Below are 13,522 nucleotides of genomic sequence, written 5' to 3'. Positions count from 1 at the left end.
GACCATGGAGCAGACAATGCAACAAAGCCGCGAGCCGGTCGTGACCGGCCGCACCATGCGCTACCGCCCGATGAACCTGGCGCGCTGGGTGATCTGGAGCCTGACGATCCTGCTGATGCTGGTCCTGCCGCTGATCTTCACCGGTGGGTTTGCCATCACGCTGATGTCGCAGATGGGCATCATGATCATCTTTGCGCTGTCGTACAACATGCTGCTCGGCCAGACCGGCATGCTGTCCTTCGGCCACGCCGTGTATGCCGGCCTGGGTGCCTTCATTGCCGTGCACGTGCTCAATATGGTGGGCGCCGGCAAGATCTGGCTGCCGGTGTCGATGCTGCCGGTGGTGGGCGGGCTGGCCGGCGCGTTCTTCGGCGTGCTGTTCGGCTACGTCACCACCAAGAAGTCGGGCACGACCTTCGCCATGATCACCATGGGCATCGGCGAAATGGTGTTCGCCAGCTCGCTGATGTTCCCCGAATTCTTCGGCGGCGAAGGCGGTATCTCCACCAACCGCGTGGTCGGCGACCCGTTCCTTGGCATCACCTTCGGGCCCGGCCGTCAGGTGTACTACCTGATCGCGGTCTGGTGCCTGCTGTCGATGATCGCGATGTACGCGTGGACGCAGACGCCGCTGGGCCGGATCGCCAACGCCGTGCGCGACAACCCTGAGCGCGTTGAGTTCATCGGCTACAACACGCAGCGCGTGCGCTACCTGGTGCTGATCCTGTCCGCATTCTTCGCAGGCATCGCCGGGGCGCTGTCGGCCATCAACTTCGAAATCGTCTCCGCCGAGAACGTCAGCGCGGTCCGCTCGGGCGGCGTGCTGCTGGCGGCCTTCATTGGCGGCGCCGGCGTGTTCTTCGGGCCGATCCTGGGCGCCGTGGTGTTCGTGCTGTTCGCGGTGGCGCTCTCGGACCTGACCAAGGCGTGGCTGCTGTACCTTGGCCTGTTCTTCGTGCTGATGGTGATGTTCGTCCCGGGCGGCCTGGCCAGCCTGCTGATGATGCAGATGCCGCTGCTGGCGAAGCGCAAGCTGGGCCAGATGCTGCCGGCCTACGCACGCGCGGCAGGCGCCGGCGTGGTGCTGCTGGTTGCCATGATCCTGACGGTGGAGCTGGTCTACAAGGTCCAGGTCGACAGTGCAAACGGCACGGCCATGTCGCTGTTCGGCATCGGCTTCGACGCAGGCACGATCGCTCCCTGGCTGGTGGCGGCCGCGTTGTGGGCGGGCGGCCTGTTCGCGTGGCGCTTGGCTGCGGCGCGCGTGCGCAGCGCATGGGACAAGGTACAGATGGAAATCGCAGGAGGCAGGGCATGACAGCGGCACTGGAACTGACCGATGTGCGCAAAAAGTTCGGCCAGACGGAGATCATCCGCGGCGTGAACCTGACGATTCCAAAGGGCGAGCGCCACGCGCTGATCGGGCCCAACGGGGCGGGGAAGTCGACCACCTTCAACCTGATCTCGGGCCGGTTTGCACCCACCAGCGGGTCGGTGCGGCTCAACGGCGAAGACATCGGCGGGCTGCAGCCGTTCGCCATCAACCGCATGGGGCTGTCGCGCAGCTTCCAGATCACCAACATCTTCCACCGGCTGTCAGTGTTCGAGAACCTGCGCTGCGCGGTGCTCTGGTCGCTTGGGTACAAATACTCGTTCTGGCACCGCCTCTCGGCCCTGCGCGATGCGCGCGAGCGTGCCGACGAAGTGCTTGAGCTGATCGGCATGCACCATCGGCGCGATAGCCAGGCGGGCCTGCTGACCTATGCCGAGCAACGCGCGCTGGAGATCGGCATCACCATCGCCGGCGGCGCCGAGGTGATCCTGCTCGACGAACCCACGGCCGGCATGAGCCGTTCCGAGTCCGATCACGCGGTGGAACTGATCCGCAAGGTCACAGTCGGCAAAACGCTGGTGATGGTGGAGCACGACATGAGTGTGGTGTTCGGACTGGCCGACCGCATCTCCGTGCTGGTCTACGGCGAAGTGATCGCCACGGACACCCCGCAAGCCATCCGCAACAACCGCAAGGTCAAGGAAGCCTACCTGGGCACCACCCTCGACGAGGAAGCCATCGAAGGAGCGCACTGATGGGCAAGCGCATGCTGGACGTCACGGGCCTGCACGCCTACTACGGCAAGAGCCACATTCTCCACGGCGTGGACGCGCATATCGACGAGGGCGAGATCGTCGCGCTGCTGGGCCGCAACGGGGTGGGGCGCTCGACCATGGCCAAGGCCATCCTCGGCATGGTCAAGGCGGAAGGATCGGTGCGCTTCCGCGACGAAGAAATCCTCGGTCGGCGCACCTTTGAGATCGCACATCTCGGTATCGGCTACGTGCCCGAAAACCGCGACATCTTCCCGACCCTGACCGTACGGCAGAACCTGCTGCTGGGCGAGAAACGCAACCCGCGCCAGGCCAGGCCGCGCTGGACCATCGAGGACATGTTCAACATGTTCCCGCGCCTGAAGGAACGCGAAAACACCTCCGCGGGCGTGCTGTCAGGCGGCGAGCAGCAGATGCTCACGCTGTGCCGCACGCTGATGGGCGACCCGGACCTGGTGCTGATCGACGAACCGACCGAAGGCCTCGCGCCGATGATCGTGGCACTGGTCGGCGATTACCTGAAGACGCTGAAGGAACGTGGCATTTCCGTGCTGCTGATCGAGCAGAAGCTCGCCATCGCGCTGGATATTTCGCAGCGGGTGTATGTGATGGGGCACGGGCACATCGTGTTCGAGGGGACGCCGACGGAGCTGAAGGCGAATGCGCAGGTGAGGAAGGAGTGGCTGGAGGTCTGAGCTCGACCCAATGTGTTCTCCCTCTCCCGCTTGCAGGAGAGGGGAGCAAACCGGCAGTGTTCAGGCCGCTTGCTTAGCGTCGGCGGCGGCCGCCGCCGGCTTCGGCAACTCAAACGGCATATCCTCGTAGTCGATCAAGCGCGTCTTCTTCACCAGCCGATACCCCAGCCACAGCGCCAGGAAAGCCGGCACGCCAATGTAAGTCGCAACGATTTCCTGCCAGCGGTTCGGAATGTCCGTAAACGCCTGGTAGTTCTGCCCCGCGACAATCACAAGGCACAGCACGCCGGCAAAGATCGGCCCGAACGGATAGAGCGGGGAGCGATAGGCCAGCGCGTTCAGGTCGTATCCCTGGTAAATCAGCCCGCGGCGGAAGCGGTAGTGGCTGACGGCGATGCCCAGCCAGGCAAAGAACCCTGTCATGGCCGAGGTATTCAGCAACCACAGGTACACCGCCTTGTCGCCGAACAGCGAGCTGAAGAAGCACAGCGCGCCCACGCCGGTGGTGATCAGCAGCGCATTGAACGGCACGCCGCTGGCCGTGAGCTTGCCCAGTGCGCGCGGGGCACGGCCGCTGACGGCCAGGCCGTAGAGGATTCGGGTCGAGACATACATGCTCGAGGTGCCGGCCGACAGCAGCGCGGTCAGCACCACCGCGTTCATCAGCCCGGCCGCGAAGGCCAGGCCGGCGTGGCGGAAGACCAGCGCGAACGGGCTGACGCCGACGTCGGTCACGTCGTTGCGCAGCAGGCTCGGATCGGTGTAGGGAATCAAAACGCCGATGATCAGGATGGCGATCACGTAGAACAGCAGGATGCGCCAGAAGGTCTGGCGGATGGCGCGGGGAATGGTCCTGGCAGGATTCTCCGCTTCGCCGGCGGCCACGCCTACGGTTTCGGTCCCTTGGAACGAGAACCCCGCGATCATCGCCACCCCGAACATGGCCGGGATACCGCCCACGAAGGGCGCATCGCCGATTGTAAAGTTGTGCCAGCCCGATTGCGGGCCGCCCTTCATGACGCCGAAGATCATCAGCAGGCCGACGCCCAGGAAGATGATCACGGTGACTACCTTGATCAGCGCGAACCAGTATTCCGCCTCGCCAAAGCCGCGGACGGAAATCGCGTTGAGCGCAAACATCAGCGCCAGGAACGCCGCGCTCCATACCACGCCCGGCACCTCGGGGAACCAGTACTGCATGACGAGCTGCGCGGCGGTGAGTTCGACCGCAATCGTCACGGCCAGGCTGAACCAGTAGTTCCAGCCGAGCGCGAAGCCGAAGCCTTCGTCGACGTACAGCGCACTATAGGTAACGAAGGAGCCGGCCACGGGCATATGGACGGCAAGTTCGCCCAGGCTGGTCATCAGGCAGTAGACCATCATGCCGAGCAGCGCGTACATCAGCAGCGCGCCACCGGGACCTGCTTGCGCGATGGACGCACCCGACGCCACGAACAGGCCCGTGCCCACCGCGCCGCCGATGGCGATCATGGTGAGGTGGCGTGCCTTTAACTTGCGCTTGAGGTCGTCGTGCTCGACAACCGGATGCTGGTGCGGATGAGGGTGGGAATGGGAAGACATCAGGGTCACTGGAACTTCGTGTGCGCCCCGGCGCCTTGTGGATGCCCGGGCGTAAAAACGAAAAGTCGCGAGTCTACCTTGTCTTGCCTTGCCGATTCGCCGCATCGGTCAAATTCAGTCGCATACTGGTTTAGAGCCGGTACTCGGTCGAATCGGAAAGTGGCGTAAGCGGCATTGCGGCGGGCAATTTTGCACCGGATTCGAGATCGCCATGCACGCGGGTGAGACTGGGCATGAACCGGGCTTATGCAGGTCGTAAATCGCCGAAAATTAAAATTGAACGACCGTGCTATTTTGTGTATGCTTGTTTCGCCCAAACGCCGAAAGGCATATGGGGAGCGGGAATGCGGAGGGTTTACCCTTTTACGGCAATGATCCCGTAGCTGGCAGGAAGCGACCGCGACAGGTCGCGCAGTGCAGTAATAAAAAATTCGAGAATTCGAATCCCGAGACAACTTTGACACCAAAGGAACCAGCATGACAGCGCAGTATCAGGTTCAGGACGGCGTAGCCGTCATCACGCTCGACAATCCCCCTGTCAACGGCCTGGGTCACAGCACCCGGCTTGGCATCGTCGATGGCATGACCCGTGCGCTGGACGATACGGCCGTCAAGGCCATCGTCATTACCGGCGCCGGCAAGGCATTCTCGGGCGGTGCCGATATCCGTGAATTCAATACGCCGAAGGCCACGCAGGAGCCGACGCTGCACTCGGTGATCCGCGTGATCGAAGGCTCGTCCAAGCCGGTCGTCGCGGCAGTGCACTCGGTCGCCATGGGTGGCGGCCTGGAACTGGCGCTGGGCTGCAACTACCGTGTCGCCTCGAAGGGCGCCCAGATCGCGCTGCCGGAAGTGAAACTCGGCCTGCTGCCGGGCGCCGGCGGCACGCAGCGCCTGCCGCGCGTGATTGGCCTGGAAGCCGCCCTGAACATGATCGTGACGGGCACCCCTGTGCTGTCCGAGAAGTTTGCCGGCACCAAGCTGTTCGACGAGATCGTCGACGGCGACGTGCTGCCTGCAGCCGTCAAGTTCGCCCAGAGCGTTGCCGCAGCCCCCGGCCCTTACCCGAAGGTGCGCGACCTGAAGGTCCGCCACGAGAACGCCGAAGGCTTCCTCGGCTTTGCCCGCAACACCGTGGCCGCCATGGCCAAGAACTTCCCGGCGCCGCTGAAGTGCCTGGAAGCCGTGGCTGGCTCGCTCAAGCCCTTCGAGCAAGGCCTGAAGGAAGAGCGCGATGGCTTCCTGTACCTGGTCACCACCCCGGAATCGCGCGCGCTGCGCCATGCCTTCTTCGGCGAGCGTGCCGCTAGCAAGATCCCCGACGTGCCCGAAGGCACGCCGACCCGCAAGATCGAGAAGGTCGCCGTGATCGGCGCCGGCACCATGGGTGGCGGCATCAGCATGAACTTCCTCAACGCGGGTATCCCGGTCACCATGCTGGAAACCAAGCAGGAAGCGCTGGACCGCGGCGTGGCGACGATCCGCAAGAACTACGAGAACAGCGCCAAGAAGGGCAAGCTGACCCAGGAGAAGGTCGAGCAGCGCATGGGCCTGCTGAGCACCACGCTGTCCTATGACGACCTCAAGGACGCCGACCTCATCATCGAGGCCGTGTTCGAGGAAATGGGCGTCAAGGAAACCGTCTTCAAGAAGCTGGATGAAGTCGCCAAGCAGGGCGCGATCCTGGCCTCGAACACCTCCACGCTGGACGTGAACAAGATTGCTTCCTTCACCAAGCGTCCGCAGGACGTGGTCGGCATGCATTTCTTCAGCCCGGCCAACGTGATGAAGCTGCTGGAAGTGGTGCGTGGCGAGAAGACCGGCAAGGACGTGCTCGCCACCGTCATGCAGATCGGCAAGAAGATCAAGAAGACCGCCGTGGTGTCGGGCGTGTGCGACGGCTTTATTGGCAACCGCATGATCGAACAGTACAGCCGCCAGGCCGGCTACCTGCTGGACGAAGGCGCGCTGCCGGAACAGGTGGACAAGGCCATCGAGAAGTTCGGTTTTGCCATGGGCCCGTTCCGCATGGGCGACCTGGCCGGCAACGACATCGGCTGGGCCATCCGCAAGCGCCGCGCGGTGGACAAGCCGGACATCCAGTACTCCAAGACCGCCGACCTGCTGTGCGAGATGGGCCGCTTCGGCCAGAAGACCGGTGCGGGCTGGTACGACTACAAGGCGGGCGACCGCAAGCCGTACCCGAACCAGCAGGTCAACGACATGATCGTGCAGCACTCGAAGGACCTGGGCATCACGCGCCGCAAGATTTCCGACGAAGAGATCGTCGAGCGCCTGGTGTTCGCACTGGTCAACGAGGGCGCCAAGATCCTGGAAGAGGGCATTGCTTCCAAGGCCTCGGATATCGATATGGTCTACCTGACCGGCTACGGCTTCCCGCTGTTCCGCGGCGGGCCGATGCTGTACGCAGACCAGGTCGGCCTGTACAACGTGGCGTTGTCGATGAAGCGCTACGCCAAGGGCTACCACGGTGAAGCCTGGCAGGTCGCGCCGCTGCTGCAGAAGCTGGCGGACGAAGGCAAGGGCTTTAACGGTTAAGCAGCTAATCGGGTTCAGCCTGGAGCGGACATGAACACGACCATCGGACCGGACGATTGCCTGCTGGTGATCGACGTGCAGAACGACTTCATGCCGGGCGGCGCGCTTGCCGTGCCCAACGGCGATGAGGTGGTGCCCGTCATCAACCGGCTGGCGCGCGCGTTCGGGCACGTGGTGCTGACGCAGGACTGGCATCCGGCCGCGCACGTCTCGTTCGCGGCCAACCATGCCGGCACGCAGCCGTTCCAGTCGCTCACGCTGCCGTACGGGCCGCAGGTGCTGTGGCCGGTGCATTGCGTGCAGGACACGCCGGGCGCCGCGTTGCATGCGGGGCTCAACGTGCCGCACGCGCGGCTGGTGATCCGCAAGGGCCATCACGCCGACGTGGACAGCTACTCCGCCTTCCTGGAGGCGGACCGCACCACGCGCACCGGGCTGGCCGGCTACCTGCGCGAGCATGGCGTGAAGCGCGTGTTCTGCGCTGGGCTGGCGACGGACTATTGCGTGGCATGGAGCGCGCTCGATGCGCGCGCCGCGGGCTTCGAGGCGGCGGTGATCGAGGATGCCTGCCGCGCCATCGACCTGGAAGGGTCGCTGGCCAAGGCCTGGCAAGACCTCCGCGCCGCCGGCGTTGCACGCGTCGTGTCCGCCGACCTGCTGCAAGGCAAGGGCTGAACCGAACCACCGAACTGAAAGACACCAAGAGATTCCGAGGAGCAAGACATGAACGAAGCAGTCATCGTATCCACCGCACGGACCGCTCTGGCCAAGAGCTGGAAGGGCGCCTTCAACATGACCCACGGCGCCACCCTGGGCGGCCACGCCGTCCAGCACGCGATTGCCCGCGCCAAGATCGAAGCCGGCGAAGTGGAAGACGTGCTGATGGGCTGTGCCAACCCAGAAGGCGCCACCGGCGCCAACATCGCGCGCCAGATCGCACTGCGCGCCGGCTGCCCGGTCACCGTGCCCGGTGCCACCGTCAACCGTTTCTGCTCGTCCGGCCTGCAGACTATCGCCATGGCCGCGCAGCGCGTGATTGCCGATGAAGGCGACATCTTTGTGGCCGGCGGCGTGGAAAGCATCTCCTGCGTGCAGCAGGAAATGAACCGCCACATGATGGCCGACAGCTGGCTGGTGAAGAACAAGCCGGAAATCTACTGGAACATGCTCCAGACCGCCGAGAACGTGGCCAAGCGCTACAACATCTCGAAGGAGCGCCAGGACGAGTACGGCGTGCGCAGCCAGCAACGCGCCGCCGCCGCGCAGGAAGCCGGCAAGTTCAAGGACGAGATCGTCCCGATGACGGTGCTGGCAGGCGTGGCCGACAAGTCCACCGGCCAGCTGGTGACGAAGGAAGTCACCATCTCCGCCGACGAAGGCATCCGCGCCGACACCACTCTCGAAGCCGTGGCAAAGATCCGCAGCGCCGTGCCCGGTGGCGTGATCACTGCCGGCAACGCCTCGCAGTTCTCGGACGGCGCTTCGGCTGCCGTGGTGATGAACGCCCGGGTGGCGGCCGCCAAGGGCCTGCAGCCGCTGGGCGTGTTCCGCGGCTTCGCCGTGGCCGGTTGCGAGCCGGATGAAATGGGCATCGGCCCGGTGTTCGCCGTGCCCAAGCTGCTGAAGAAGGCTGGCCTGAAGGTGGACGACATCGGCCTGTGGGAGCTGAACGAGGCTTTCGCCGTGCAGGTGCTGTACTGCGCCGACAAGCTGGGCATCCCGATGGACCGCCTGAACGTCAACGGCGGCGCCATCGCGGTGGGCCACCCGTACGGCGTATCGGGCGCCCGCCTGGTTGGCCACGCGCTGATCGAAGGCAAGCGCCGCGGCGTCAAGTACGTGGTGGTGACCATGTGCATCGGCGGCGGCCAGGGCGCGGCCGGGCTGTTCGAAGTGCTGTAATCGCCGACAAAGCCGGCGCGCTGCCGGTTTGCTGCCCTCTCCCGCTTGCGGGAGAGGGCAGGGGGTGAGGGCAGGCGGTGGCATACCACTGGCCTGTACTTCGTAGTACCGCCCGGCCCTCACCCCAACCCTCTCCTGCAAGCGGGAGAGGGAGCACCCACACGGTGATTCAAAGCCCCGGCGGTTTGCACAAGAAGGCAAGACAAAATCGCGGCACGCCACGCAGTGCGCCGCCTGGAGACACCATGTCGATGATCCTTTCCCGTCGCGACCTGAACTTCGTCCTTTACGAATGGCTCAAGGTCGACGAGCTGACCCGCATTCCCCGCTACGCCGATCATTCGCGCGAAACCTTCGATGCCGCGCTGGACACCTGCGAGAAGATCGCCACCGACCTGTTCGCGCCGCACAACAAGAAGAACGACCAGGAAGAGCCGCATTTCGACGGCGAGACCGTCAGCATCATTCCGGAAGTCAGCACCGCGCTGAAAGCCTTCTGCGAGGCCGGCCTGATGGCCGCGGGCCAGGACTACGAACTGGGCGGCATGCAGCTGCCGGTGGTGGTCGAGAAGGCGGGCTTTGCCTACTTCAAGGGCGCCAACGTCGGCACCAGCTCCTATCCGTTCCTGACCATCGGCAACGCCAATCTGCTGCTCGCACATGGCACGCCGGCGCAAGTGGAAACCTTCGTCAAGCCGGAGATGGAAGGGCGCTTTTTCGGCACGATGTGCCTGTCGGAGCCGCAGGCCGGTTCGTCGCTGTCGGACATCACCACGCGCGCCGAGTACGAAGGCGAATCGCCGCTGGGCGCGCAATATCGGCTGCGCGGCAACAAGATGTGGATTTCCGCCGGCGAGCACGAGCTGTCGGACAATATCGTCCACCTGGTGCTGGCCAAGATTCCTGGCCCGGATGGCAAGCTCATCCCCGGCGTGAAGGGCATTTCGCTGTTCATCGTGCCCAAGTACGTGGTCAACGAGGACGGCTCGCTGGGTGAGCACAACGACGTGGTGCTGGCCGGCCTCAACCACAAGATGGGCTACCGCGGCACCACCAACTGCCTGCTGAATTTCGGCGAAGGCATGAAGTACAGGCCGGGTGGCAAGGCGGGTGCGATCGGCTACCTGGTAGGCGAGCCGCACAAGGGCCTGGCCTGCATGTTCCACATGATGAACGAGGCGCGCATCGGCGTCGGCCTCGGTGCGGTGATGCTGGGCTATACCGGCTACCTGCACGCGCTGGACTATGCGCGCAACCGTCCGCAGGGCCGCCCGGTCGGCCCCGGTGGCAAGGACGCAGCCAGCCCGCAGGTCAGGCTGGTCGAGCACGCCGATATCCGCCGCATGCTGCTGGCGCAGAAGAGCTACGTGGAAGGCGGGCTCGCACTGAACCTGTACTGCGCGCAACTGGTGGATGAAGAGCGCGCCGCGGCGGCAGCCGGCGACGAAGCCGCGCATGCGCGCCTGGCGCTGCTGCTGGACATCCTGACGCCGATCGCCAAGAGCTGGCCGTCGCAATGGTGCCTGGAAGCGAACAACCTGGCGATCCAGGTGCACGGCGGCTACGGCTACACGCGCGAGTACAACGTCGAGCAGTTCTATCGCGACAACCGTCTCAATCCGATCCACGAGGGCACGCACGGCATCCAGGGCCTGGACCTGCTGGGCCGCAAGGTGGTGATGAAGGACGGCGCGGCCTTCAAATTGCTGGGCGAGCGCGTGCAGGACACATGCAAGCGCGCGCTGGCAGCGGACAACGCGGAACTGGCCGGACAGGCGCGCGCACTGGGCGCGGCCGTGGCAAGGCTGGCCGAGGTCACGCAAGTGCTGTGGGGCGCCGGCGACGCCAATGTCACGCTCGCCAATGCCAGCATCTATCTGGAGGCCTTCGGCCACGTGGTGGTGGCATGGATCTGGCTCGAGCAGGCGCTGGTCGCGCAAGCCGCACTGACGGGTGCCGTCACCAAGGAAGACGAGGATTTCTATCGCGGCAAGCTGGCCGCCGCGGCGTACTTCTTCCGCTGGGAGTTGCCCAAGGTCGGTCCGCAGCTCGACCTGCTGGCGACCCTCGATCGCACCACGCTCGACATGCAGGACGCCTGGTTCTGAACGGACCACGCTGCCTTCACGAACACCAAGACAAAGGAACACACATGCGCACCATCCAGCAACTGTTTGACCTGAAGGGCAAGACCGCCCTGATCACCGGCGGCTCGCGCGGGCTTGGCCTGCAAATCGCGGAAGCGCTTGGCGAGCAGGGCGCGCGCGTGGTGCTGTCGGCACGCAAGGCCGACGAACTGCAGGCCGCGCAGGCCCACCTGAAGGCACTTGGCATCGAAGCCGACTGGATCGCGGCCGACGGCTCGCAGGAATCGGAAATCAATCGCCTGGCGGACGAAGCGCTGGCGAAGCTGGGCCATGTCGACATCCTCGTCAACAACGCCGGCGCCACCTGGGGCGCGCCCGCCGAAGACCATCCGGTCGAGGCCTGGGACAAGGTGATGAACCTGAACATCCGCGGCCTGTTCCTGCTGAGCCAGCGCATCGGCAAGCTCTCGATGATCCCGCGCCGCTACGGCCGCATCATCAACGTGGCGTCGATCGCCGGCCTGGCCGGCAATCCGCCGGGCACGATGGAGACCATTGCCTACAACACGTCTAAGGGCGCCGTGGTCAACTTCACCCGCACGCTGGCCGCCGAGTGGGGCGAGCACAACATCACCGTCAATGCGCTGGCGCCGGGCTTCTTCCCGTCGAAGATGACCAAGGGCTCGCTGGAGCGCCTGGGCGTGGAGGCGATGTGCGCCGGCGTGCCGCTGCACCGCCTTGGCGACGATGAAGACCTGAAGGGCGCCGCGCTGCTGTTTGCCAGCGATGCCGGCAAGCACATCACAGGCCAGATCCTGGCGGTGGACGGCGGCGTCAGCGCGGTCTGAGGCGGGCGGATACGTTCAGGGTTGGCGTGAATCCGGAAACGTATCAATATTGCGGCAATCGCGCGGCGGGTTCACTGCCTGCCGCGATCCTGTACCAGCCACCTTTCGGACCCGCATTGCCATGAACCAGTACACCGGCTCCCTGAGCCATATTCCGTTTCTTGCCGACCTGGGCGTGACCTGCACCTTCGCCGAAGACGGACGCAGCGAGATTGCGCTGCCCATTGAGAAGCGCCATCAGAACAGCTGGGACATGGCGCACGGCGGCGTGATCATGACCCTGCTCGACGTGGCCATGGCCATCGCCGGGCGCAGCGCCGATGCCGATGGCCGGGGCGTGGTCACCATCGAGATGAAGACGAGCTTCATGGCACCGGGCCGCGGCAAGCTGACGGCGCGCGGCACCTGCGTGCATCGCACCACGACCATGGTGTTCTGCGAAGGCGAGATCGTCGATGCCGATGGCAAGATCGTCTCGCGCGGTTCGGGCACCTTCAAGTACATCCGGCGCATGCCGCCGCAGCGCCCGGGTGAGACGGATACCGGTGCCGACGGCTGACCGCCGCGCGGCACCGACAGCGGGAGCCGTCCCGGAGAAGAAGAGGCGGCCGGCAAGCTCCCATGACCCCTCGCGCGTTTCGCGTGAGGGAGCAGGACCTGATGAAGTAACCGGAGCTGCCAGAAGCGGCTTCCCTCCCATTACAAGGATCTACCATGTCCAATACCTTCAAGCGCATCGTCCTGGCGTCTCGTCCCGAAGGCGCGGTAACGCCCGCCAACTTCCGCCTGGAAGAGGTTCCCGTTCCCACCATCGCCGACGGCCAGGTGCTGGTGCGCAATCACTATCTGTCGCTCGATCCGTACATGCGCGGCCGCATGAACGAGAGCAAGTCCTACGCCGTGCCGCAGCCGCTCAACGAGGTGATGATCGGCGGCACCGTGGGTGAAGTAGTGGAAAGCAAGAACAGCAAGTTCAAGGCCGGCGACAAGGTGGTCGGCATGTTCGGCTGGCAGGAAATGGGCGTGAGCGACGGCACCGGCCTGCAGCTGGTGGATACCACGCACATCCCGCTGTCGGCCTACCTGGGTTCGGTCGGCATGCCCGGTGTGACGGCGTGGTACGGCCTGAACAAGATCATCGCGCCCAAGGCCGGGCAGACCGTGGTGGTCAGCGCCGCATCGGGCGCGGTCGGCAGCGTGGTCGGCCAGCTCGCCAAGTTGGCAGGCTGCCGCGCCGTGGGTTTTGCCGGTGGCAAGGACAAGTGCGACTACGTGGTCAAGGAACTGGGCTTCGACGCCTGCATCGATTACAAGGCCGCGAAGGACGCCAAGGAGCTCTACACCATGTTCAAGGAAGCCACGCCCGACGGCGTGGATGGCTACTTCGAGAACGTGGGCGGCGATATCCTCGACACCGTGATGCTGCGCATGAACGCCTTTGGGCGCATTGCGATGTGCGGCATGATCGCCGGCTATGACGGCCAGCCGCTGCCGATGAAGAACCCGCAACTGATCCTGGTGTCGCGCCTGACGGTGGAAGGCTTTATCGTGTCCGAGCATATGGAGGTCTGGCCGCAGGCGCTCAAGGAGCTCGGCACCGCCGTCGCGCAGGGCAAGATCAAGTTCCGCGAAAGCATTGCCGAGGGCCTGGCCAGCGCGCCGGATGCCTTTATTGGCCTGCTCAAGGGCAAGAACTTCGGCAAGCAGCTGGTCAAGCTGGTGTAAGCGAATCAGGCAGGGCCGG

The 13,522-nt window shown here is 64.8% G+C and carries 11 protein-coding genes; 10 read left to right on the top strand and 1 reads right to left on the bottom strand.

The annotated features are described in order from the left end of the window. Window positions 1-4: 4 nt before the first annotated feature. The 3 genes from RM96_RS22305 to RM96_RS22295 are packed head-to-tail and all read left to right on the top strand — an operon-like array spanning window position 5 to window position 2,801. On the top strand, window positions 5-1,318 hold the full coding sequence (locus RM96_RS22305) for a branched-chain amino acid ABC transporter permease (protein ID WP_039013754.1): 1,314 nt from the start codon (window positions 5-7) through the stop codon (window positions 1,316-1,318). Continuing rightward, on the top strand, window positions 1,315-2,088 hold the full coding sequence (locus RM96_RS22300; protein WP_039013752.1) for an ABC transporter ATP-binding protein: 774 nt from the start codon (window positions 1,315-1,317) through the stop codon (window positions 2,086-2,088). Before RM96_RS22305 ends, RM96_RS22300 begins: the two co-directional genes overlap by 4 nt. Continuing rightward, window positions 2,088-2,801 (top strand): ABC transporter ATP-binding protein, encoded by a 714-nt coding sequence (locus RM96_RS22295; protein WP_039013751.1) that lies wholly within the window; start codon window positions 2,088-2,090, stop codon window positions 2,799-2,801. The genes RM96_RS22300 and RM96_RS22295 overlap by 1 nt, the downstream gene beginning before the upstream one ends. Window positions 2,802-2,861: 60 nt before the next feature. On the opposite strand, the gene RM96_RS22290 is transcribed toward RM96_RS22295, so the two are convergent. Next, window positions 2,862-4,382: an amino acid permease gene (locus RM96_RS22290; RefSeq protein ID WP_039013750.1), complete on the bottom strand. Its 1,521-nt coding sequence runs from the start codon at window positions 4,380-4,382 to the stop codon at window positions 2,862-2,864. 477 nt (window positions 4,383-4,859) lie between these two features. On the opposite strand from RM96_RS22290, the gene RM96_RS22285 reads away from it, so the two are divergent. From RM96_RS22285 to RM96_RS22255, 7 genes are all read left to right on the top strand, one after another. Beyond that, window positions 4,860-6,941 (top strand): 3-hydroxyacyl-CoA dehydrogenase NAD-binding domain-containing protein, encoded by a 2,082-nt coding sequence (locus RM96_RS22285; RefSeq protein WP_039013746.1) that lies wholly within the window; start codon window positions 4,860-4,862, stop codon window positions 6,939-6,941. 30 nt (window positions 6,942-6,971) lie between these two features. Next, a complete protein-coding gene (gene pncA / locus RM96_RS22280; RefSeq protein WP_039013745.1) occupies window positions 6,972-7,616 on the top strand; it encodes a bifunctional nicotinamidase/pyrazinamidase in 645 nt (214 codons plus the stop codon). 48 nt (window positions 7,617-7,664) lie between these two features. Further along, entirely contained in the window at window positions 7,665-8,843 is a 1,179-nt protein-coding gene (locus RM96_RS22275) for an acetyl-CoA C-acyltransferase (protein WP_039013744.1), read from the top strand. A gap of 245 nt (window positions 8,844-9,088) precedes the next feature. After that, complete coding sequence (locus tag RM96_RS22270; RefSeq protein WP_039013742.1) at window positions 9,089-10,951, top strand: acyl-CoA dehydrogenase; 1,863 nt, start codon at window positions 9,089-9,091, stop codon at window positions 10,949-10,951. Between the two features lie 44 nt (window positions 10,952-10,995). Continuing rightward, a complete protein-coding gene (locus tag RM96_RS22265; protein WP_039013741.1) occupies window positions 10,996-11,778 on the top strand; it encodes an SDR family oxidoreductase in 783 nt (260 codons plus the stop codon). 121 nt (window positions 11,779-11,899) lie between these two features. Then, on the top strand, window positions 11,900-12,337 hold the full coding sequence (locus RM96_RS22260; RefSeq protein ID WP_039013809.1) for a PaaI family thioesterase: 438 nt from the start codon (window positions 11,900-11,902) through the stop codon (window positions 12,335-12,337). A 155-nt stretch (window positions 12,338-12,492) separates the two neighbouring features. Beyond that, the gene (locus RM96_RS22255) at window positions 12,493-13,503 is read left to right on the top strand and encodes an NADP-dependent oxidoreductase (RefSeq protein WP_039013740.1); all 1,011 of its coding nucleotides are present in this window, start codon (window positions 12,493-12,495) and stop codon (window positions 13,501-13,503) included. Window positions 13,504-13,522 lie beyond the last annotated feature (19 nt).

Source organism: Cupriavidus sp. IDO, from assembly GCF_000812465.1.
Lineage (GTDB): Bacteria > Pseudomonadota > Gammaproteobacteria > Burkholderiales > Burkholderiaceae > Cupriavidus.
The sequence above is the reverse complement of the archived record's forward strand: the minus strand, read 5'-3'. Positions and strand labels throughout refer to the sequence as shown.